The sequence below is a fragment of the Methylobacterium platani genome, assembly GCF_001653715.1.
Classification (GTDB): Bacteria; Pseudomonadota; Alphaproteobacteria; order Rhizobiales; family Beijerinckiaceae; genus Methylobacterium; species Methylobacterium platani.
The window spans coordinates 35,722-54,967 of record NZ_LWHQ01000005.1; the positions used below are offsets into that span (position 1 = coordinate 35,722).

General features: G+C 69.9%; 22 protein-coding genes. 6 read left to right on the top strand and 16 right to left on the bottom strand.

Annotated features, from left to right (window positions below; all coding sequences use genetic code 11):
• Positions 1-251: 251 nt before the first annotated feature.
• From A5481_RS01310 to motA, 7 genes are all read right to left on the bottom strand, one after another.
• Positions 252-692, bottom strand: a complete 441-nt coding sequence (locus A5481_RS01310) for a hypothetical protein (protein ID WP_048434420.1) — start codon at positions 690-692, stop codon at positions 252-254.
• Entirely contained in the window at positions 689-1,753 is a 1,065-nt protein-coding gene (locus A5481_RS01315) for an EscU/YscU/HrcU family type III secretion system export apparatus switch protein (protein ID WP_048434421.1), read from the bottom strand. Before A5481_RS01315 ends, A5481_RS01310 begins: the two co-directional genes overlap by 4 nt.
• Before the next feature lie 191 nt (positions 1,754-1,944).
• Positions 1,945-2,976, bottom strand: coding sequence for a flagellar motor switch protein FliG (locus A5481_RS01320; RefSeq protein ID WP_048434422.1), 1,032 nt, complete (start codon positions 2,974-2,976; stop codon positions 1,945-1,947).
• A gap of 10 nt (positions 2,977-2,986) precedes the next feature.
• Positions 2,987-3,340: a flagellar motor switch protein FliN gene (gene fliN, locus A5481_RS01325; protein ID WP_048434423.1), complete on the bottom strand. Its 354-nt coding sequence runs from the start codon at positions 3,338-3,340 to the stop codon at positions 2,987-2,989.
• A gap of 231 nt (positions 3,341-3,571) precedes the next feature.
• The gene (locus A5481_RS01330; protein ID WP_048434424.1) at positions 3,572-3,880 is read right to left on the bottom strand and encodes a hypothetical protein; all 309 of its coding nucleotides are present in this window, start codon (positions 3,878-3,880) and stop codon (positions 3,572-3,574) included.
• Positions 3,864-4,802, bottom strand: a complete 939-nt coding sequence (locus tag A5481_RS01335; RefSeq protein ID WP_048434425.1) for a flagellar motor switch protein FliM — start codon at positions 4,800-4,802, stop codon at positions 3,864-3,866. Before A5481_RS01335 ends, A5481_RS01330 begins: the two co-directional genes overlap by 17 nt.
• A 19-nt stretch (positions 4,803-4,821) precedes the next feature.
• A complete protein-coding gene (gene motA, locus A5481_RS01340; protein WP_048434426.1) occupies positions 4,822-5,694 on the bottom strand; it encodes a flagellar motor stator protein MotA in 873 nt (290 codons plus the stop codon).
• Positions 5,695-6,143: 449 nt separating this feature from the next.
• Here motA and A5481_RS01345 point away from each other — a divergent pair, with 449 nt between their 5' ends.
• Positions 6,144-7,922, top strand: a complete 1,779-nt coding sequence (locus A5481_RS01345; protein ID WP_048434427.1) for a flagellin N-terminal helical domain-containing protein — start codon at positions 6,144-6,146, stop codon at positions 7,920-7,922.
• A 559-nt stretch (positions 7,923-8,481) separates the two neighbouring features.
• On the top strand, positions 8,482-10,257 hold the full coding sequence (locus tag A5481_RS01350) for a flagellin N-terminal helical domain-containing protein (protein WP_048434428.1): 1,776 nt from the start codon (positions 8,482-8,484) through the stop codon (positions 10,255-10,257).
• Positions 10,258-10,382: 125 nt separating this feature from the next.
• Here the strand turns inward: A5481_RS01350 and A5481_RS01355 are convergent, their stop codons facing one another.
• From A5481_RS01355 to A5481_RS01375, 5 genes are all read right to left on the bottom strand, one after another.
• Entirely contained in the window at positions 10,383-11,069 is a 687-nt protein-coding gene (locus tag A5481_RS01355) for a response regulator transcription factor (protein ID WP_048434429.1), read from the bottom strand.
• Positions 11,070-11,534: 465 nt separating this feature from the next.
• Entirely contained in the window at positions 11,535-12,242 is a 708-nt protein-coding gene (locus A5481_RS01360; protein ID WP_048434430.1) for a glutathione S-transferase, read from the bottom strand.
• Between the two features lie 44 nt (positions 12,243-12,286).
• Positions 12,287-13,036 carry a YidB family protein gene (locus tag A5481_RS01365; protein ID WP_048434431.1) on the bottom strand — a complete coding sequence of 250 codons (750 nt, stop codon included), beginning with the start codon at positions 13,034-13,036 and terminating at the stop codon, positions 12,287-12,289.
• Between the two features lie 79 nt (positions 13,037-13,115).
• Entirely contained in the window at positions 13,116-13,427 is a 312-nt protein-coding gene (locus A5481_RS01370) for a hypothetical protein (protein WP_048434432.1), read from the bottom strand.
• A gap of 287 nt (positions 13,428-13,714) precedes the next feature.
• A complete protein-coding gene (locus A5481_RS01375; protein ID WP_048434433.1) occupies positions 13,715-13,978 on the bottom strand; it encodes a hypothetical protein in 264 nt (87 codons plus the stop codon).
• Positions 13,979-14,285: 307 nt separating this feature from the next.
• On the opposite strand from A5481_RS01375, the gene A5481_RS01380 reads away from it, so the two are divergent.
• The 4 genes from A5481_RS01380 to A5481_RS01395 all read left to right on the top strand — a co-directional run bounded on the left by A5481_RS01380 (position 14,286) and on the right by A5481_RS01395 (position 17,355).
• A complete protein-coding gene (locus A5481_RS01380) occupies positions 14,286-14,681 on the top strand; it encodes a VOC family protein (protein WP_048434434.1) in 396 nt (131 codons plus the stop codon).
• Positions 14,682-14,773: 92 nt separating this feature from the next.
• Positions 14,774-15,322 (top strand): twin-arginine translocation signal domain-containing protein, encoded by a 549-nt coding sequence (locus tag A5481_RS01385; protein ID WP_048434435.1) that lies wholly within the window; start codon positions 14,774-14,776, stop codon positions 15,320-15,322.
• Positions 15,323-15,412: 90 nt separating this feature from the next.
• Positions 15,413-16,981 (top strand): GMC family oxidoreductase, encoded by a 1,569-nt coding sequence (locus tag A5481_RS01390; protein WP_048434436.1) that lies wholly within the window; start codon positions 15,413-15,415, stop codon positions 16,979-16,981.
• A complete protein-coding gene (locus A5481_RS01395; protein WP_048434437.1) occupies positions 16,981-17,355 on the top strand; it encodes a hypothetical protein in 375 nt (124 codons plus the stop codon). Before A5481_RS01390 ends, A5481_RS01395 begins: the two co-directional genes overlap by 1 nt.
• 186 nt (positions 17,356-17,541) lie before the next feature.
• Here the strand turns inward: A5481_RS01395 and A5481_RS01400 are convergent, their stop codons facing one another.
• The 4 genes from A5481_RS01400 to A5481_RS35645 form a co-directional block, all read right to left on the bottom strand.
• Positions 17,542-17,841, bottom strand: coding sequence for a helix-turn-helix domain-containing protein (locus A5481_RS01400; protein WP_048434438.1), 300 nt, complete (start codon positions 17,839-17,841; stop codon positions 17,542-17,544).
• A gap of 9 nt (positions 17,842-17,850) precedes the next feature.
• Complete coding sequence (locus A5481_RS01405; RefSeq protein ID WP_245238870.1) at positions 17,851-18,114, bottom strand: type II toxin-antitoxin system RelE/ParE family toxin; 264 nt, start codon at positions 18,112-18,114, stop codon at positions 17,851-17,853.
• 572 nt (positions 18,115-18,686) lie between these two features.
• A complete protein-coding gene (locus tag A5481_RS01410; protein ID WP_245238872.1) occupies positions 18,687-19,037 on the bottom strand; it encodes a hypothetical protein in 351 nt (116 codons plus the stop codon).
• The gene (locus tag A5481_RS35645) at positions 19,034-19,168 is read right to left on the bottom strand and encodes a hypothetical protein (RefSeq protein WP_280818851.1); all 135 of its coding nucleotides are present in this window, start codon (positions 19,166-19,168) and stop codon (positions 19,034-19,036) included. Before A5481_RS35645 ends, A5481_RS01410 begins: the two co-directional genes overlap by 4 nt.
• Between the last annotated feature and the right edge of the window lie 78 nt (positions 19,169-19,246).

The following is a 19,246-nucleotide window of genomic DNA, read 5'->3' on the forward strand; positions in this document are numbered from 1 at the left end:
CTGTCCCCCGTCTTCTCCCGCCGGCACGGAACCTACCGCCCTCGATGGCCGAGGGGCGAGGGCCGTTCCGAAATCCTGCGGTGTCCGATTTGCGCCTAGGGAAGTCATGTCCCCGCGATCGTGGCCGGTCAATGACCGCCGCGCCGCAGCAAGCCCGCGTCGAGGGACTTTTTCGAACAAACCCCTGGGGTGTGTGCGCGGGGATGCGTTAGCCCGGCGTTAACTCGTCGGGCCGCGGCCCGCGCCGTGGCTCAGGAGAGCCGCGCGCCCGACAGGGCGCGGGCGAAGGCGTCCAGGCGGAGCGGCGGCCCGTCCTCGGCCAGGATGCGCTGGATCGCGACGCCGACGAAGCAGCCGTCGAGGACGAGCTTGAAGAACACCGTCACGGGCTTGGCGGCGAATTCCATGTCGAGCACCACCTGCATCGAGCGGCCCCATTGGAGGCAGACGTCGGCGGCGTCGGCATAGGTCAGGGTGGCGTCCTTGAAGAACGGCTCGGCCGAGGACGCGACGAGGTCGGCGATGTTGCCGTGGCGCTCGCCCCGCACCCAGCCGATCAGCACGCTGCCGTCGAGCAGGCAGAACTCGGTGATGAAGTCGCGGATCGTCGTCGCGAAGACCTCCTCGGCCGCCGCGATCACGTCCCCGGAGACGAACCGGGCCTGCGCGAGATCGTGGTCGAGAGGGATCATCGTTGTCTCGCGAACAGGAAGAACAGGATCTGCGCGACCGCGCGGTAGAACTCCGCGGGAATCATCTGGTCGACCTGGACAGCATCGTACAGCGACCTTGCCAGAGGCTTGTCCTCGATCACCGGGATGCCTTTCTGCTCGGCGATCTCGCGGATGCGCAGGGCGATGAGGTCCTGGCCCTTGGCGAGCACCATCGGCGCCGGCCCCTCGGACGGCTCGTAGCGGAGCGCCACGGCGAAGTGGGTCGGGTTGGCGATGACGACGGTGGCGCGGTCGACCTGGCCGAGCATGCGCTTGCGGGTGCGGTCGAGGGCCAGCGAGCGCAGGCGCGCCTTGACGCTCGGGTCGCCCTCGATCTGCTTGTGCTCGTCCTTGATCTCCTGGCGCGACATCCGCAGCGAGCGCTGCCAGCGCAGGCGCGCCCAGACGAGGTCGCCGGCCACGATCACGATGGTGGCGATGCTCACGGCCGAGACCAGGCGGATCGCGGTGGTGAGGATCAGCTCGGGAAGCTGGCTCGGGTCGACGAACATGGCACTCACGGCTTTGGCCTGTTCCGAGCGCAGGAGCAGGAGGACGACGAGACTGACCGACGAGACTTTAAGGACGGCTTTCAGGAACTCGATCTGGCCGGAGCGCCCGAAGATCCGGCTCCAGCCCGAGGCCGGGGAGACGCGGTTCCATTTCGGGGCGATGCGGTCGGCGACGAGGCGCGGGACGTTCTGGGCCAGCGAGGCGACGAGCCCGAAGCCCGCGAGCACGAGGAGGATCGGGGTGAGGAAGCGGGCGAGCGCGAAGCCCGTCGCGTGCATCAGGGTCAGCGCGTCCTCTCCGCTGGCGAGGGAGAACCCGCCCGGATGGTCGAGGAACGCGGCGAGGTCGCGGGCGAGCGCCGCCGCCTGCCCCCGCACCACCAGGCTGAGGCAGACCAGGAGGCCGAGGATCGAGGCGAAGACCGGCGCCTCGCGGGAGAACGGCACGTTGCCCTTCTCGATCGCGTCGCGCACCTTGCTCTCGGTGGCGGCCTCGGTCTTGCTCTCCTGGTCGGTCTCGTCAGACATGCGCCGGCGCGCGGGACGCGAGCCCCGCCCTGGCTAGAGAGCTTCGCGATCGCGTTGCCATCGCGAAGCTCTCTATGCCTTTGATTTTGCGGCATTTTCCGAGACGAACCGGTCTCCGCTTCGTCGGAGAATGCTCTAGGCCCGGGGCCGGGCCGCGGGGCCGCGACACGGGATCGCGCCCCGGGCTCCGCTCAGCGGATGAGCGCGTCATCCTCGCCTCCCGGATTGATCTCGATCTCGCCGCGGCCCGCCATCTCCATGGCGAGGTCGGTGATGCTGCGGCGCGCCTCCATGACGTCGCGCTGGGCCGCCGGGTCGCCGCCGTTGAGCTCGTGCTCGACCATGCGGCGCACGCGGGCCGACAGCGCGCTGAGCACCACGGTGCGGAACTCCGCCTCGGTGCCCTTGAGGGCCAGCACCAGGCGGTCGTTGGGGACCGCGTCGAACAGGGTGGTGCGGGCGCGCGGCGCCAGCTTGACGATGTCGTCGAAGGTGAAGAGCAGCCCCTTGAGGATCTCGACCGATTTCGGCCGCGCCTCGGCGAGGCTGGAGAGCGCCTCGTCCATCTGCTGCCGGTCCATCTTGTTGATGATGTCGGCCATCTTGGCGTGGGTGTCGGCGCCGGAATTGCGCGACCCGTTGATCATGAAGTCCTCGTGCAGGGTCCGCTCGAGCGCCTGCATCACCTCGTCGACCACCGGCTTCAGGCTCAGCATCCGCCGCATCACGGTGTTGCGCGAGGGCAGCGGCAGGTGCCCCATCACCTTGGCGGCGATGGCGGGCTTGACCCGCGACAGGATCAGGGCGGCGGTCTGCGGGTGCTCCTTGACGAGGTAGCTCGCCAGAACGCTCTCCTGCACCGTGGCCAGCCGCTCCCAGACCGAGCGGTTGGCGTTGCCGCGCACCTCGGCCAGGATGTCGGCGACCTGGTCGGCCGGCAGCAGGCCGGTCAGGAGCTTCTCGACCTCCTGCACCGTGCCGACGAGGCTCGAGCCGTGGGAGAACTCCTCGGCGAAGCTCTCGACCACGACGTCGAGCTGGTCGGGGCTCACCGCCCCGAGCTTCGAGGCCGAGCGGGTGATCCGCTTGATCTCGTCCGGCTCGAAATACTTCAGCAGGCGCCCCGCCGCGGGCTTGCCCATCGCCAGGAGCAGGGTCGCGACCTGGTCGACGGGCGCGAGCTCCCGGGGGGCGCCGCGCAGGGCCGGAGGGGGCGCCGCCATGTTCACGCGATCAGCCGTTCTGCGCCGCGTCGGCCGGGCCGACCACCTCGGTCAGCGAGATGCCGAACCGGGAATTGTCCTCCTCGACGATGACGATCTCGCCCCGGGCGATCACCCGGCCGTTGACCATCACGTCGACCGGCTCGCCGACCCGATGGTCGAGGGGCACGATCGCGCCGCGGCCGAGCTTCATCAGGTTGGCGACCGGCATGGTGGCCGAGCCGAGCACGACCTGCACCAGCACCGGGATGCGCAGGATCGAATCGAGGTTGCGCCCGTCCTCGGCCGGCGCGGGCGCGGCGCTCGCGCCCTGGCTCGGGAAGACCGGGCTGGCGCCGGCATCGGGGAAGGGGCTGCTGCTCATCGCGGGCTCGCGTGGAAGTCTCGAAATGTCCCGGACGGTTCTAGGCGATCAAGCTGATCCGAGGCTTGCGGGCGAGGGGCTTGCCGTCGAGGAGCTTGTCGTCGAGGAGCGTCCGGGCGCGGACCGCGTGCAGTCGGTCGTTCGTGCTTGGCCGATCGTCGCTACTTGGGCGGCGAGCCCGGGACGGGCCCGGGCGCGATTCGGCCACGTCCCACCGTCGGCCGTGCCGCCTTACGTCTTCGCCGCGTCCCTTGCCGTGGCATCCCTTGCCGCGGCGCGCCGGCCCGCCTCGAGGGCGTCGATCGTGGCCCGCGCCTCCTCGATCTTGGCGCTCAGCGCCTCCAGGATCTCGCGGCCCTCGCCGGTGAAGTTGCGCACCGCCTCCCCGGCGCTGGCGAGCGCGTGGCCCGAGGCCGCGACCGCCCGGCCGTACTCGGCCTGGGCGCGGTCGAGGCGCTTGAGCTTCAGGTAGAGCGGCAGCACGCAGGCCGTGGTGCCGACGAGGGCGGCGAGCAGCACTCCGTCAACCAGCGACACCATGCTCCGCCCCTTCCTTGTCCGGGTTGATGGCCTCGTCGATCCGCAGGACGTAGGCCCCTTGCGACTGTCCGGCATGGCACCAGAACAGCGGCTTGTCGTTGCCCTCGAGCTTGATCCGCGTCGCCGGGGTGGCGTCGAGAGCGATCACCTGGCCGACCTTCAGGCCGGCGATCTCGCCGAGCGTCAGGTGGCGCTCCTCGAGCACCGCGCGCAGCTGCACCGCGGTCTTCTGCACCTCGGCGGCGATCTGGCTCATCCAGCGCGGGTCGCGGCGGGCACTGGTCTCGCCGGTCAGCACCTTGGCGAGGCTCGGCCGCAGCGGGTTGAGCACCGATTGCGGGATGACGACGAACATCTCGCCGCCGCGGTTGAGCGCCTGGAGCAGGAACTTGGCCTGGATCGCCTTGTTGGTGCGCCGGCCAATCACCGCGAATTCCATCCGGGTCTCGGTGCGCTCCAGGACGAACGCCGTCTTCGAGACGAGGCCGAACGAGGCTTCGAGCGCCCGCCCGACCTGCTCGAGCACCATCTGGGCGATGCGCAGCTCCATCGCCGAGAAGGTCCGCTCGTCGTCGGCGGGCTCCTCCGAGCCGTCGCCGCCGAACAGCACCTCGACCATGGTGAAGATGAAGTCGCGGTCGAGGCCGACCAGGATGTGGCCGTCCCAGGCCGGCGCCTGGAAGATGCCCACCACCGCGTTGCCGTCGTAGGCGTCGAGGAACTCGCCGAAGCGCCCGGTCTCGGCCCCGCTCAGCGAGTACAGGATCGACGAGGCGGCGAGGTGCTTGAGGCCGTCGCCGCAGGCGGTGGCCAGGCGGTCGAAGATGAGCTGCAGCATCGGCAGCCGGTCCAGGGAGAGGCCGGCGGCCTCCTGGATGCGGGCGCGGATGTCGGCGGGGCTCGTGAGGATCGTCGGTTCCATGGGGGCTGTCGACCGGTTCTCAGGCCGCTTCGCGGTTCTGGGCGCCCGGCACCGTGGCGGCCTCGACCTCGTCGATGGTCGGGCGGTCGGCGGCGGCGATGCCCTTGCGGCCGTGCTCGATCGCGACCTGGGGCAGGGCGCCGTTCATGTAGGCGATCAGGCTCTGCTTCACGATGGTGTAGACGGAGCACTGCTTCTCGCGCACGCCCTTCACCTTGAGGGCCAGCGGCGCCAGCACGCCGTAGGAGGCGAACACCCCGAAGAAGGTGCCGACGAGGGCCGCGCCGATCAGGCCGCCGAGGATCTGCGGCGACTGGTCGAGGGCGCCCATCGCCTTCACGATGCCGAGCACCGCCGCGACGATCCCGAGCGCCGGCAGCGCCTCCGCCACCGTGTTGATCGCCCCGTAGGGCTTGAGCGCGTACTTCTTGTGCGTGCCGATCTCCTCCTCCATCAGCGCCTCGATCTCGTGCGAGCGGGCGCCGCCGATCAGGATCAGCCGGCAGTAGTCGCAGATGAACAGCACCAGGCTCTGGTCCTTGACCACGTCCGGGTAGTTCTTGAAGATCTCGGAATTCGCCGGATCGTCGAAGTGGGACTCGACCTCGTTGCGCGGCTTGGTCTTGATCTCGCGCAGCAGGGCGTGGAGCAGGCCGAGCAGGGACAGGAAGTCCTTGCGCTTCGGCCCCTTGCCGGTGAACGCCTCCATGGTCGCCTTGCCGGAATCGGCCACGGTCTTCATCGGGTTGGCGATCACGAAGGTGCCCGCCGCCATCCCGCCGATGATGACGAACTCCCAGGGCTGCCAGATCACGATCAGGTGGCCGCCCATGGCCACGAAGCCGCCGAGCATGCAGCCGATGGCGATGAGCAGGCCGACGAGGATTCCCATGTCCCGCAACGCTCCGTCTTGACGGGTACGGCTCTAAGGCCGGTGGCTTGCGCGGGGCTTTTTCGAGGGGTGGCCCCGCCGCCGGTTATCCCGTGGGCCGCCTGGCGGCGTTTCTGCTGAGTCTCCCGAGGATTATCCCGGGGTTACCCCGGTTTTCCCCAGGCCTCCCGGAGCCCGGCGGGCGGCTTAATCGCTTGATAAGGCGGCGGTCGCGATAGTCCTCCCTGTCGCCGGGGCACGTAACGGCCGCGGCGGCAGGCGCAGCGGATGGGCTTTCCCAAGCTCAAGACATGATGTCGACCCGCTGACCCCGGTGAGAAGCCGGATGTGTTGAAAGCTCAGACGGTCGGGTGTCGAGCGCCCGCAGGCAGAGATGCCGATCCGCTGCACCGGTACGAGCCCGGATTCTTGCACATTCCCGCCCACGCGCAACACCGGAAGCATTCGCCGTGACCAGCCTGCTGACCAACAACGCCGCGATGACCGCCCTGACGACGCTCAAGGGCATCAACCAGCAACTCGACACCACCAGCAACCGGGTCTCGACCGGTCAGCGCGTCTCGGCCGCCTCCGACAACGCCGCCTACTGGTCGATCGCCACCACCGTGCGCACCGACAACGCCTCGCTCTCGGCGGTCAAGGACTCGCTCGGCCTCGGCTCGTCCGCCGTCGACACCGCCTATAACGGCCTCAACTCGATCATCACCGACCTGCAGAACATCCGCGGCAAGCTGCAGAGCGCGATGACCCCGGGCGTCGACCGCGCCAAGGTCCAGACCGAGATCTCGGCCATCCAGTCCAAGATGAAGGCCACTGCCGACTCGTCGAACTCGAGCGGCCAGAACTGGATTTCGGTCGACTCGACCGCGACCAACAGCGCCTTCCAGGCGACGCAGAAGGTCGTGGCCGGCTTCTCCCGCGGCTCGGACGGCAACATCACCTTCTCGATGGTCAACATCGACGTCAATTCCATCAAGCTGTACGACAAGAATGCCGGCAGCACGGTGACGAAGCCCGCGACCGCGGCCCAGGTCGTCGGCTCGACCGCGCTCACCGGCACCGGCGCCTTCTCGCCGGGCGGCACCGCCGACTTCTCCACGGTCGACGGCGGCGGCAAGACCAAGCAGGTCAACTTCGTGATCGACCTCGGCGCCGGCGCCAGCGCGGCGATCCAGCTCGACAAGGACACCCTGAAGTCGACGGCCAAGAACCTCGCGGCCGTCACCACCGACGAGCTGCTGGCCGCGATCAACAACCAGATCGCCGCCTCGGGCGCGACCAAGCTCGGCGGCAAGGTGACCGCCGGCCTCGACAGCGCCGGTCGCCTGAACTTCACCACCGTGGATACCGGCTCGACCGTCTCGCTGAAGGTCGGCAACGCCAACACGACCGACGCCACCAAGTTCGCCGCGACCGATATCGGCTTCGGCACGACCTCGAACGCCCCGGTCCTGACCGCCGGCACGGCCTACGCCGCGCTCGACATCTCGACCGGCAGCAAGGTGATCACCGTCAACGACGGCGCCGGCGTGAAGACCGTGACGCTGAACGCGGCGGCCTACTCGGCGGCCGGCTCGACGGTGAGCTCGGGCGCCGCCACGCTGAGCGGCGCGGACGCGGCGACCCTGATCAACTCCCAGCTCAAGGCCTCGGGCAGCACCGCGACCGCCAGCTTCGCGGGCGGCAAGCTCAGCTTCACCTCCACGGGTGCCGGCACCGGCGCGTCCGTGACGGTGGCGGGCACCGACGTGACCAGCTTCGGCTTCACCTCGGGCCAGACGATCACCGGCACCAACGCCGGCGCCGGCGCCGGCACGGCCTCCACCACCACCACCGCCAAGGGCATCCTCGATACCAATAACGGTACCTACAACGCCTCGTTCGGCGGCGGCGCCTACTCGGTGGCGACCTTCAACATCTCGACCCTGGTCGGCACGAACGGCGACACCGACGTCTCGAACATCCTCAACATGGTCGACAAGGCGATCGCCGCCATGACCGACGCCGGCACCAAGCTCGGCGCCAACAAGACGCAGATCGACGGGCAGAAGACCTTCGTCGATACGCTGATGAAGGCCAACGACCGCACCATCGGCATCCTGGTGGACGCGGATGTCGAGGAGGAGTCGACGAAGCTGAAGGCGCTGCAGACGCAGCAGCAGCTGGCGGTGCAGGCGCTGTCGATCGCCAACTCGGCGAGCCAGAACGTGCTCTCGCTGTTCCGGTAAGCCGGGGGAGGGCGGTCCGCGGGGACCGCCCGGTCCCGGACGGCTGGTCCTTTGGACGAACGAGGAAGGGCCGCGCTCGGGTCGAGCGCGGCCCTTCCTCGTTCGGGCGCGGGCAACAGAGCGGCAGCGGCCGGTGTCGATCAGTGAAATCATGGTTAATGTATTCCCACCGATTTCCCCTGGCGATCACAGGATCGGCTTGCCGCCCGTGCGGACGATCGGCGCGTCGTTCCTGGTCGATGATCGTCGCGATCGGGACAGCGGCGCTCCGGTTTGGTTAATCGGTTTGTAAGGCTGTGCCGGCATTCTCGCGATATCGAGAGGCGCCTCCGGCAACCATGCGGAAGCCCTTGCGAGAATAGGCCAGTGGGTGGGTCTCCGGCGAGACCCACGGACATGATGTCGGTCCGCTGATCCGGTGCGAGTCCGGAGGTTTGATTGCGCGGTGGACGGATCCTCGCAGGTCCGTCCCGGTCCCCAAGGGGCCGACAGGCCGCACCGGTGCGAGCCCGGTAATCCGAGCCCTCCTCCCGTTCCTCCGTTTCCGGAAGACTGACCCGTGACCAGCCTGCTGACCAACAACGCCGCGATGACGGCGCTGACCACCCTGAAGTCGATCAACTCCCAGCTCGACATGACGAGCAACCGGGTCTCGACCGGCCAGCGCGTCTCGGCCGCGTCCGACAACGCCGCCTACTGGTCGATCGCCACCACCGTGCGCACCGACAACGCCTCGCTCTCGGCGGTCAAGGACTCGCTCGGCCTCGGCTCCTCGTCGGTCGACACCGCCTATAACGGCCTCAACTCGATCATCGCCGACCTGCAGAACATCCGCGGCAAGCTGCAGAGCGCGATGACCCCGGGCGTCGACCGCGCCAAGGTCCAGACCGAGATCTCGGCCATCCAGTCCAAGATGAAGGCCACCGCCGACTCGTCGAACGCCAGCGGCCAGAACTGGCTCTCGGTCGATTCGAGCCCGAGCAACAGCTCCTACCAGGCGACGCAGAAGGTCGTGGCCGGCTTCTCCCGCGGCTCGGACGGCAACATCACCTTCTCGATGGTCAACGTCGACGTCGCGTCGATCAAGCTCTACGACCGGAATGCCGGCACGACGGTGACGAAGCCCGCGACCGCGGCCCAGGTGGTTGGCTCGACCGCGCTCACCGGCACCGCGGCGTTCTCGAGCGGCACCGCCGACTTCTCCACGGTCGACGGCGGCGGCAAGACCAAGCAGATCAACTTCGTGATCGACCTCGGCGCCGGCGCCAGCGCGGCGATCCAGCTCGACAAGGACACCCTGAGGTCGACGGCCAAGAACCTCGCGGCCGTCACCACCGACGAGCTGCTGGCCGCGATCAACAACCAGATCGCCGCCTCGGGCGCGACCAAGCTCGGCGGCAAGGTGACCGCCGGCCTCGACAGCGCCGGTCGCCTGACCTTCGCCACCGTGGATACCGGCTCGACCGTCTCGCTGAAGGTCGGCAACGCCAACACGACCGACGCCACCAAGTTCGCCGCGGCCGATATCGGCTTCGGCACGACCTCGAACGCCCCGGTCCTGACCGCCGGCACGGCCTACGCCGCGCTCGACATCTCGACCGGCAGCAAGGTGATCACCGTCAACGACGGCGCCGGCGTGAAGACCGTGACGCTGAACGCGGCGGCCTACTCGGCGGCCGGCTCGACGGTGAGCTCGGGCGCCGCCACGCTGAGCGGCGCGGATGCGGCGACCCTGATCAACTCCCAGCTCAAGGCCTCGGGCAGCACCGCGTTCGCCACCTTCGCGGGCGGCAAGCTCAGCTTCACCTCCACGGGTGCCGGCACCGGCGCGTCCGTGACGGTGGCGGGCACCGACGTGACCAGCTTCGGCTTCACCTCGGGCCAGACGATCACCGGCACCAACACCGCCGCCGGCGCCGGCACGGCCTCCACCACCACCACCGGGAAGGGCATCCTCGACACGACCTCCGGCACCTACAACGCCTCGTTCGGCGGCGGCGCCTACTCGGTGGCGACCTTCAACATCTCGACCCTGGTCGGCACGAACGGCGACACCGACGTCTCGAACATCCTCAACATGGTCGACAAGGCGATCGCCGCCATGACCGACGCCGGCACCAAGCTCGGCGCCAACAAGACGCAGATCGACGGGCAGAAGACCTTCGTCGACACGCTGATGAAGGCCAACGACCGCACCATCGGCATCCTGGTGGACGCGGATGTCGAGGAGGAGTCGACGAAGCTGAAGGCGCTGCAGACGCAGCAGCAGCTGGCGGTGCAGGCGCTGTCGATCGCCAACTCGGCGAGCCAGAACGTGCTCTCGCTGTTCCGGTAAGCCGGGGGAGGGCGGTCCGCGGACCGCCCGGTCTTCTGGACGGCTGGTCCTTTGGACGAACGAGGAAGGGCCGCGCTCGGATCGAGCGCGGCCCTTCTTTCGCATCGCGGGACCCGACTGGGGCTTCAGCCGACGAAGGTGTAGCCGGCCAGGCGCTTGGCCTCGATCGGGTCGTAGCCCAGGCGCATCCGCAGCTTCTTGCGCAGCTTGCTGATGTGGCCCTCGACCACGCTCTCGTCGACCGCGGTGTCGAGGTCGCCGTAGACCGCCTTGAAGATCTGGCCCTTGGTCACCGGCCGGCCGCGGTTGCGGGCGAGGTAGTCCAGGATGTCGCGCTCGCGCCGGGGCAGGAGCAGGCTCTGGCCGTCGATCTCGGGGTCGCGCCCGTCGGTGTGGACGGTCAGGCGGCCGCTGCGGTCCGGGGTGCTCGCGGGCTTCGTCGCCTCGCTGCGGTTGGTCCGGCGGCGGATCGCGCCGGCCCGGGCGATGATCTCGCGGACGTGGACCGGCTTGCGCACCACGTCGTCGATGCCGGCGGTGAACAGCGCGAGGGTCTGCTCCAGCGAGCGGGTCTCGTTGAGCGCGATGATCGGCGCCCGCGACAGGCCGCGCAGCAGCTCGGTGAAGGCGGTGCGGTCGGCGCAGTCGCCGATGACGAAGCCTTGCACTGCCTCGAGGTCCTGGACCGGCGTGGCGTCGATCCAGGTCCGGACGTCCCGCACGTCCAGCCCGCGGGCCGCCACGCCTTCCGAGCCGAAGCCTTCCACGTACTGCGCGGCCACGCTCTGCCGCTCGTCGACGACGATATACACGCCAGCCCCCAGGATTTGTCGACGAGTTATCGTGTTCCGTTGCCAATCAAGGCAGCGGTTCTGTTTATTCTCGTCATGTCGGAGTGGTGCCGAGGCGTCGCGGTGGACTTGCGACGTCTTTCGGCCCGCGCGTCGAGGCGCGATGTGGTGAACGATTTGTTAAGGGGAGTTTCGCGCCGAAATGGTTAATTTTCTATTAACAGCCAAGGTAGGGCGTTCATTTGCGGACACAGCCTGTTGCGCGGCCGCAACGCGCTTCAGGGAGAATGCTGTAAGATCAATGAGTTGGCGCGGGGTCGCGAGCCGCGACCGGCTGTTGCGGACGGGCGACAGCCCGGGCAGCGCTCGATCGGATCGGACGAATACACGTTCAGATTGTTTAACAAGCGCAATTCAATTTGCGGATTAACCCGCACCCGAAAGCCGCCGCGGCCCCGCTCCCGGGTGCCGCGACACGCCCGAGGCTCAGCCGTCGAGCTCGGGGTAGCGCCGGAACACCCCGTCCTCGCTGAACGGAACACGCCGGTCGCTCGCCAGGTAGGCGCCGATGCGCGGCCGGGCCGCCACGAGGCGGTGGAGGGCGACGAGCTTCGGGGTGTCGGCGAGCGCCCGCTCGGTCGCCCGCGGGAAGGCGTAGGCCAGGCCCTCGACGAGCTGGAACAGCGACAGGTCGGCGTAGCTCAGGCGGTCGCCGACGAGGTGGCGCGGGCCGGCCGGGTTCGTCGCCAGCACCCGCTCGAGCCAGCCGAGGAACTTGGGGATCCGGTTCCGGCGGAAATCCTCGGCCCGCCGCGCGGCCTCGGGCTTCTGGTCCTCGTAGTAGAGCGCGGAGGCGATCGGGTGGTGGGTGTCGTGCGCCTCCGCCACCGCGTCGGCGATGGTGAGCTGGATCTGGTGGGTCCAGATCCGGTCGGCCTCGCTCTCGGCCACGAGGCCGAGGCGCGGCCCGAGATGGAGCAGGATCGCGGCGGTCTGGCCGATCACCAGGTCGCCGTCGCGCAGGTAGGGCGGGGCGAAGGGCGGGCGGGGCGGCGCGTCGAGCCCGGCCACCAGGCCGTCGATGCCGTCCTGGCGGGCGACGTCGACGTAATCCGCGCCGGCCTCCTCAAGGGCGAGGCGGACGAACTCGCCCCGGCCCTGGATCGCCGGCCAGTAATGAAGCTCGTAGGTCATCGTCTCACCCTCTCGGCCTCACCCCTCTCGCGGCGGTCGCGGGCTCACCAGCCGCGCATCTCGTCGTGGTTCGGCCGCCGGCCCTGCGGGGTCAGCCCGTCGATCACGCCCGGCAGCACCTGGGCGAGCTGCGCCAGGAGGTCGTCGCGGCCCAGGCCGGTCTGGCGGCTCAGGGTGTCGACCGTGTCGGGCCCGAGCGCCTGGGCGAGCTGCTGGGGCTGGATCGGCCGGTTGTGGCCCGGCCCGATCCAGGATTCGATCATCTCGCCGAGGCCGCCCTGGCGGAAGCGGTCGATGAGGTGGTCGAGGCCGCCGCCGCCCGCGTCGTCGGGCTGCTCCCGGTCGAGTCGGGAATAGGGGCCGGCGCCGTTGTCGACGGAACTCCGGCCGGAGGGGTCCTGGTCGAACGGGTTCCGGACGCCGCCGGCCGACGGGGAGGGGGACGCGGTGCCGCCGCCGGGGCCGTCGAGCATGCCGGCGAGGTCGGAATAGGGATTGTTCGGGTCCTCGCCGCGCCGGGAGCGGGGCGCCTCGTCGCGCGGGTCGGGCGCGCCGTAGCCGTGCGGATCGGGCGCGTAGCCGTCCTCCGGCCCGGCCTGCGGCACCGGGCGGCGGCCGCCGCCGAAGATGTCGCCGAAGCCGCCGTTCATCGCCTTGGCGGCGAGCAGCATCAGCAGCGCCTTGACGAGGGGCGACATCGCCCCGCCGCCGCTATCCGGATGGCCGCCCTGCCGGCTCCCGCCCCCCAGCACGTTGCCGAGCACCGAACCGATGACCTGGTCGAGCAGTCCCATGGGCGTCTCCCGTCGCACGTGCCGCGCGGGAGGTTCGCCGCGCGCCAGGGTTAAACCGCAACGCCCCGCCGCGGTTGCCTCAGCGCCGGTCGCCGGCCCCGTCGCCGCCGCCGGTGGCGCGGCGGTCCTTGGCGTCGAGCTGCTCGAGGGGGTTGGTGCGCGCCCGCGCATTGCCGCTCAGGCCGGTATCGCCGGGCATCACCTTGGTGTCGGGCCGGATCGCCTGCGGCGGCGCCACCTCGGACGATCCGCCCCGCGCCGTGTCCGGAACATCGGCCTGGGTCGGCTGGTCGCGGCGATCCGAGATCGCGAGGGCCGGGGTGGCGATCGCCAGGATCGCGAGCAGGGCCGTCAGGCCGGGGCGGACGAGCGGGGAGACGAGCGGGGACATGGCAGGCTCCGGGACGGTTCGCGATCGGGCGGGCACCAGGGCAAAGCGCCCGGAAGCTCTGCGGTTCCGGGCGGAGCCGCCAAAACGGTCCGGCGCGAACGGAAAGGACCGCCCCGGGGGCGGTCCTTCTTGGCGGTCACATGCTCATCAGGGCGTTGGCGGTGCCGACGATCGTCATCGCGAGGCCGCCGGCCAGGACGCCGATCATGCCGTAGGAGACGGCGCGCAGAAGCTTCATGTCGCTCATGGAAAAATCTCCGTTCGAAGGGCCGGGTCGGTCGCGTGGATCAGCAGCGGTGCCCGCCGGCGGTCTGGCCGTACTGCTTGACCGGGAAGTTCTGCTGGTTGGCGTTGCCCTCGGAGGCCGAGCTCATCGGGCAGGCGCCGTAGAACGGCACGCTGGTATTGGCCGAACCGATCGAACCCGTGATCTCGACGTCGCGGGGGGCGAACGGGGTAGCGGGAGAGTTGGCGCTGAATGCCATGGCGGACGAGATCGGAGCGGCGCCAAGGACAAACGCGGTGACGACGGCGGCGATGCGGGTCTTCATGTGGTATTCAGGCTCCTTGACGTTGTGCGGACCGGTCGTCGTGGCCCGCCTCTGCTGCGATGATTGGAATATAGGGATGCGCCGAGCCCCGTGATGTGTCCCCGCGCACGCGGCGGCGCGGAACAAGAACCGCTCGCCCGGCGTGCGCCGGCCTGCCGTTTCGCTGCGCGAGGTGCGCGCCCCGCGCCCATGCCGCGGCGGGCGTCACATCCCGCTACCACCCGGGCCGGCTCCCTGGAGCTAGTCTAAGGGCGAGAGGGCGGCCGCACGGCGCGGCGCCCGCACCGCAACGAGGTTCCCGCTGCCGATGGCCAAGCCCGTCCACTCGATGATCCGCGTCCTCGACGAGGAGCGCTCCCGCGCCTACTACGCCCGCGCCTTCGGCCTCGAGCTCGCCGAGCGCATCGGCTTCGACGGTTTCGCGCTTCTCTACCTGCGTCACCCCTCGTCGCCGTTCGAGCTGGAGCTGACGGTCAACTTCGACCGCACCGAGCCCTACGACCTCGGCAACGGCTACGGCCACCTCGCGGTCGTCGTCGACGACGTCGATGCCGAGCATGCCCGCTTCACGAAGGAGGGGCTGCCCGCGACCCCGGTCAAGGACTTCCAACACCAGGGCAGGACGCTGGCCCGGTTCTTCTTCGCCACCGATCCCGACGGCTACAAGATCGAGGTGATCCAGAAGGGCGGCCGCTTCGCCTGACCCGACGACGGGCGGTGCGGGAGCGCGCGCAGACGCGCCCCGCGCCGGCCGGGACGAGCACACCATAACACCACCATCCGAGGAGACACCCGATGAGAGAAGTCGATCCGCGCACGCGGTTCAGCCGCCGCGGCTTCCTGCAGAGCGCCGCCGTCGCGGCGCCGGCCGCCGCGCTCGCCACCGGCGCCGGGCTCCAGGTGTCGGAGGCCTGGGCCGAGAACGGCGCCGCCCTGTCCCCGGCCGAGCTGAAGACCCTGGTGAAGATGGCGCGGGACATCTACCCGCACGACTTCCTCGCCGACGTCTACTACGTCACGGCGATCAAGCCCTGGGACGGCAAGGCCGCCGCCGACCCGGCCGTGAAGGGGCTGCTGACCTCCGGCGTGCGCCGCCTCGACGAGGATGCGCAGGCCCGCCACAAGGTCCCTTACGCCCAGATCGGCTGGGAGGCCGACCGCGTCGCGGTGCTGGACGGCATCAGCCACACCGACTTCTTCAAGAAGATCCGCTCCGACCTCGTCGTCTCGCTCTACAACCAGCCCGAGATCTGGCCGAAATTCGGCTACGAGGGATCCTCGGCCGACAAGGGCGGCTACATCAACCGCGGCTTCAACGACATCGACTGGCTGCCGAAGGTCTGACCGGTCTCGCACGCCACTTCCGCTGACCGTCATCATAAGAACAATCAATGAACGACCGCGCCGGCCCGGCCGCGCGGACCGGAGGAAACCATGGCCACATTCGACCTGAACGACGACGGTCTCGTCGTCATCGTCGGCTCCGGCGCCGGCGGCGGCACGCTGGGGACCGAGCTGGCGCTCAAGGGCATCCGCACCGTCATCCTCGAGGCGGGCGCCCGCCACAACATGGAGGATTTCGTCAACGACGAATGGGCGAGCTTCGCCCAGCTCGCCTGGACCGACATGCGCACGACCTCGGGCTCGTGGCGGGTGGCGCGGGACTTCCCCAACCTGCCGGCCTGGATCGTCAAGGCGGTGGGCGGTTCCACCGTGCACTGGGCCGGCGCGAGCTTGCGCTTCGAGGAGCACGAGTTCCGCATCCGCGACCATTACGGCGCGCTGCCGGGCGCCAACCTCCTCGACTGGCCGATCACCCGGGCCGAGCTCGACCCGTGGTACACGAAGGCCGAGGACCGGATGGGCGTGACCCGCACCAACGCCATCCCGGGCCTGCCCGGCAACAACAACTTCAAGGTCATGGAGGCCGGCGCCCGCCGCGTCGGCTACAAGGAGGTCCATACCGGCCGGATGGCGATCAACAGCGAGGAGCGCCACGACCGCGGCGCGTGCCAGCAGATCGGCTTCTGCTTCCAGGGCTGCAAATCGGGCGCGAAGTGGTCGACGCTGATCGCCGAGATCCCCCGCGGCGAGGAGACCGGCAACCTGGAGGTCCGCCCGAACTGCATGGCGCTGCGCATCGAGCACGACGCCGCCGGCAAGGTGACGGGCGTGGTCTATGCCGATGCCGACGGCAAGCTGCAGCGCCAGAAGGCCCGCATCGTCGCGGTGGCCGGCAACTCGATCGAGAGCCCGCGGCTGCTCCTCAACAGCGCCTCGTCGCTGTTCCCGGACGGGCTCGCCAATTCCTCGGGGCAGGTCGGCCGCAACTACATGCGGCACATGACCGGCAGCGTCTACGGCGTGTTCGAGAAGTCGGTGCACATGTACCGCGGCACCACCATGGCGGGCATCATCCGGGACGAGGCCCATCACGACCCGAAGCGCGGCTTCTCCGGCGGCTACGAGATGGAGACGGTGTCGCTCGGCGTGCCGTTCATGGCGGCCTTCCTCAATCCCGGCGCCTGGGGCCGCTCCTTCACCAGCGCGATGGAGCAGTACCCGCGCATGGCCGGGATGTGGCTCGTCGGCGAGGACATGCCGCAGGAGACGAACCGCATCACCCTCGACCCGGCCGTCAAGGACAAGCACGGCATGCCGGTGGCGAGCGTCCACTACGACGACCACCCCAACGACGTCGCGATGCGCAACCACGCCTACAAGCAGGGCGCGGCGATCTACGAGGCGGTCGGCGCCACCGTCACCTACCCGGTCACGCCCTATCCGAGCACCCACAACATGGGCACCAACCGGATGAGCGCGAAGCCGCGGGACGGCGTGCTGAACAAGTTCGGCCAGACCCACGACGTGAAGAACCTGTTCGTCTCCGACGGCAGCCAGTTCACGTCAGGGGCGGCCTGCAACCCGACCCTGACCATCGTGGCGCTGGCGCTCCGCCAGGCCGACCACATCGCCGGCGCGATGCAGAGGCGGGACATCTGATGCGCCGAGCATCCCTCGCCCTGCTCGCCGCCCTCGCCGCCGGCGCTCTCCCGGCGGCCCCGGCCCTCGCCCAGGGCTCGCCGACCCCGGCCGCCCCCTCGCGCCAGCCCGGCGGGGCCGCGGCCTACCCGGACAGCCCGGGCGGCCAGCCCGCCGCCGAGCGGAACGGCCGCCCGGTCGCCACCGACCACGCCGCCTGCCCGGGCTCGGGCCCGTGCCCGGCGGCGCCCGGCCCCTCGGGCGCGGCGGATGCGAGCCGGACGCCGACGCCGAGCAGTTCGGTCGGCCAGGCCGGCCCGGTGCCGAGCACCGCCTATCCCGACGCCCCCGGCGGGATGCCGTCGAACCGGCCGGACGGGACGGCGCCGCGGTGAGAGGCCGAGGGCGTCGTGTCGACGCCCTCGATCGTCACCCGGATTCGATCCCGGGCCCGCCAGGAATCGAGGAGGTCGTCGATCCGGCATCGAAATCCCGAGCGTGGAACCGACGATCGTTCTTCGGCGACCGCTGGCCTTGTGCCGCCGCGCCCGCGAACGAGTCCGTTCGAGGGCGCGGCGGCATTATCTCTGCGGCTCCAGGGTCTCCTCGACGAGGCGGGGATTCCGCTCCAGGAGCGCCAGCAGCACACGTGCGGGTCCCTCGGGTCTGCGGCGGCCTTGCTCCCAGTTCCGCAGGGTGCCGACGGCGACGCCGATCCGCCTGGCGAACGCATCCTGAGAGAGTGCGGCCGCTTTCCGGATCGCCGCGATATCGACCTCACGCGGGACGTGGACCTGCAGGCCCGGCACGCTCTCGCCGCGGGCATGGACGGCAGCCTGCTCCAGGCTGCGCGTGAGATCGTTGAACAGGGCGTCGTCCATGAAGCCTCCTCAGGACAGGTCTTCGACCAGCCGGGCCAGGATGCGGGCTTGCTCCGGGGTCGGGTTGACCTGCTCGTTCTTCGCGTAAGCGAGGAGCAGGTAGACGCCGCGCCGGCCGACGAAGCACGAGATGACCCGGGCTCCACCCCGCTTGCCGCGGCCCGCCAGGGGAACGCGGACCTTGCGCAGCCCTCCGGCGCCCGGGATCACGTCTCCTGACTGCGGATTGCCGGCGAAGAAGTCGACGACGGCCGCCCGCTCCGCCTCGGTCATCAGCCTCTCGGCCGAGCGAAGGTATGTTTCGGTCTCGATGACGGTGTGCAATTCGTCGGGCACGTGGGCTTGTACGCCAATGGCGCATATGCGTCAACGGTGCCGACCAGCAGGCACGGCACCCAGTAGGCTCGGCACTTGGTTGGGCACCGGCAAGCGTGGTTCCGGCAGACGCAAGATCCTTCATGCATCGCACTTCTTTCCCGGATCTCCTTCCGCTTCGGTTCAGCCGTCGGTGACAGGGGCAGGCCTATGAGGATCGTCATCCTGTGATACCGCCGCGCCTTCGGACGGAGCCGTTCGAAGGTGCTGGCTAAGCCCGCGAGGTCTCTCTCCTCGCGTCGGCGCCGAGGCGTCCGGGCAAGGCGCGCGGGCTTAGGTCGCGGTGTCGTGGACCGTGTCGATGCCTGCCCGATCGCGCCGAGACGGATCGATGAATGCGAGGCATCGTCCGACGAGCCGGCGTTCACTGCACCGGACGAGGCCTCGGCAGGATCGATATCAGGCCGAGTTTCGCTATCGCGGCACGACGAGGGATGGCGTCGGATCCGCCGTACAGGGTAAGCAGGCCCTCACGCCCGCCCCTGCACCGGCAGGTCGGCCAAGGCCGGCCGCGGCCGCTCGACCAGGGTCGCCGCCAGCATCGCCTCGAGCCGGATCAGGTCCTCGTCGGGCTCGGGGCTCCAGCCGCAGCCGCAGCGCGGCGACGGGCCGTGCAGGGAGGCGATCTGGCGATAGAGCGCGCCGACGGTGCGGGCAGCGGCCTCGAGCGCCGCCATCGGCGGCAGCGGGCCGCGCTCCAGCGCGTCCCAGAAGGCGAGCGTCAGGGCCTGTTCGAGGGCGGCCTGGCCGCGGGCCTCGGCCTCGCTCCGCAGGCGCTCGCGCCGGTGCAGGGTCGTCGCGTCGGTCTTCATCGTCGTCATCGTGCGCCCTCCGCCTCGCTGAACAGGACGACCAGCCGCTCCCAGGACAGGCCGACCGGGGGCCAGCCTTCCCGGATCAGTCCGGCACAGCCGTGAATCAGCATCAGCGCGCGCGCCATCGCGGCCTCCATGTCGGGATCCTGGTCGGGATAGTGCCGGGGATCGGCTCGCCCTGAATGCAGCACGACACGGGACGGCGCAAGATCACA

Coding starts and splice junctions, on each gene's coding strand:
- A5481_RS01320 (WP_048434422.1), bottom strand. CDS start 2,976: ATGGCGGCGCCCCCTCCGGCCCTGCGCGGCGCCCCCCGGGAGCTCGCG.
- A5481_RS01330 (WP_048434424.1), bottom strand. CDS start 3,880: ATGGTGTCGCTGGTTGACGGAGTGCTGCTCGCCGCCCTCGTCGGCACC.
- A5481_RS01390 (WP_048434436.1), top strand. CDS start 15,413: ATGGCCACATTCGACCTGAACGACGACGGTCTCGTCGTCATCGTCGGC.
- A5481_RS01400 (WP_048434438.1), bottom strand. CDS start 17,841: ATGGACGACGCCCTGTTCAACGATCTCACGCGCAGCCTGGAGCAGGCT.
- A5481_RS01410 (WP_245238872.1), bottom strand. CDS start 19,037: ATGACGACGATGAAGACCGACGCGACGACCCTGCACCGGCGCGAGCGC.
- A5481_RS01365 (WP_048434431.1), bottom strand. CDS start 13,036: ATGGGACTGCTCGACCAGGTCATCGGTTCGGTGCTCGGCAACGTGCTG.
- A5481_RS01370 (WP_048434432.1), bottom strand. CDS start 13,427: ATGTCCCCGCTCGTCTCCCCGCTCGTCCGCCCCGGCCTGACGGCCCTG.
- A5481_RS01315 (WP_048434421.1), bottom strand. CDS start 1,753: ATGTCTGACGAGACCGACCAGGAGAGCAAGACCGAGGCCGCCACCGAG.
- fliN (WP_048434423.1), bottom strand. CDS start 3,340: ATGAGCAGCAGCCCCTTCCCCGATGCCGGCGCCAGCCCGGTCTTCCCG.
- A5481_RS01360 (WP_048434430.1), bottom strand. CDS start 12,242: ATGACCTACGAGCTTCATTACTGGCCGGCGATCCAGGGCCGGGGCGAG.
- A5481_RS01395 (WP_048434437.1), top strand. CDS start 16,981: ATGCGCCGAGCATCCCTCGCCCTGCTCGCCGCCCTCGCCGCCGGCGCT.
- A5481_RS01385 (WP_048434435.1), top strand. CDS start 14,774: ATGAGAGAAGTCGATCCGCGCACGCGGTTCAGCCGCCGCGGCTTCCTG.
- motA (WP_048434426.1), bottom strand. CDS start 5,694: ATGGGAATCCTCGTCGGCCTGCTCATCGCCATCGGCTGCATGCTCGGC.
- A5481_RS01405 (WP_245238870.1), bottom strand. CDS start 18,114: ATGACCGAGGCGGAGCGGGCGGCCGTCGTCGACTTCTTCGCCGGCAAT.
- A5481_RS35645 (WP_280818851.1), bottom strand. CDS start 19,168: ATGGAGGCCGCGATGGCGCGCGCGCTGATGCTGATTCACGGCTGTGCC.
- A5481_RS01310 (WP_048434420.1), bottom strand. CDS start 692: ATGATCCCTCTCGACCACGATCTCGCGCAGGCCCGGTTCGTCTCCGGG.
- A5481_RS01380 (WP_048434434.1), top strand. CDS start 14,286: ATGGCCAAGCCCGTCCACTCGATGATCCGCGTCCTCGACGAGGAGCGC.
- A5481_RS01375 (WP_048434433.1), bottom strand. CDS start 13,978: ATGAAGACCCGCATCGCCGCCGTCGTCACCGCGTTTGTCCTTGGCGCC.
- A5481_RS01335 (WP_048434425.1), bottom strand. CDS start 4,802: ATGGAACCGACGATCCTCACGAGCCCCGCCGACATCCGCGCCCGCATC.